Here is a 761-nt window from a genome sequence, read left to right on the forward strand (position 1 = left end):
TGGCAACCAGGCGTTCATTCACCGGAACCGGATTGCCGCACCTCGGGCTTTGCGCCCACGTCGAATTGTAGTCGTTCGTACATTCATCGGGAATCGGATTGTAGCATTTCCCGAATGCACGTACGAACATTGATCATGGCAACCAGATGCTCATTCACCGGAGCCGGATTGCCGCACCTCGGGCCTCTTCGCCCGTATCGACATCTAGTCGTTGGACATTCATCAACGGGGGGATTGTAGATAGCCCGGATGTCCGTCCGCACCTTGCACACTATCTGGCTCATCACCAGATCGGATTGATCGTGTTGCCTGAATGTGAATTCAGGCCCGGATTGCGCCGGTCCGATTCTCCATCGGACCAAGCCGTGAGGCGGCCGGATATGCATCCGAACCGATCGTGGTCGTTCCAGTCATTGAGACCGGATTTCAGTCCAAGCCCATTCACCGAAACGTACACACACACGCGATAATGAATGCCACCCTTCGGCACTTTTTGCGTGATCACTCGGCGGATAAGATAACAATTCTTTTTATCGAAAAATACTATTGAGGATAAATATTGATAGAATACCGTTCGCACTACACGAGCTCCCCTAAACAGCAAGACGCCCGGCCCCTGTTAAAAGGAACCGGACGTCTCGCGCCAAGGTTGAGGATTATATCCTTGTATCAGATCATCGGCGAACCACGAATGGAATGGAAGCATTGCCATCGGAGGTCCTGACGATGACGGTGTAGGTACCGCTCGCGAGGGTCTCGCC

The organism is Candidatus Kapaibacterium thiocyanatum, from assembly GCA_001899175.1.
GTDB lineage: Bacteria > Bacteroidota > Ignavibacteria > Kapaibacteriales > Kapaibacteriaceae > Kapaibacterium > Kapaibacterium thiocyanatum.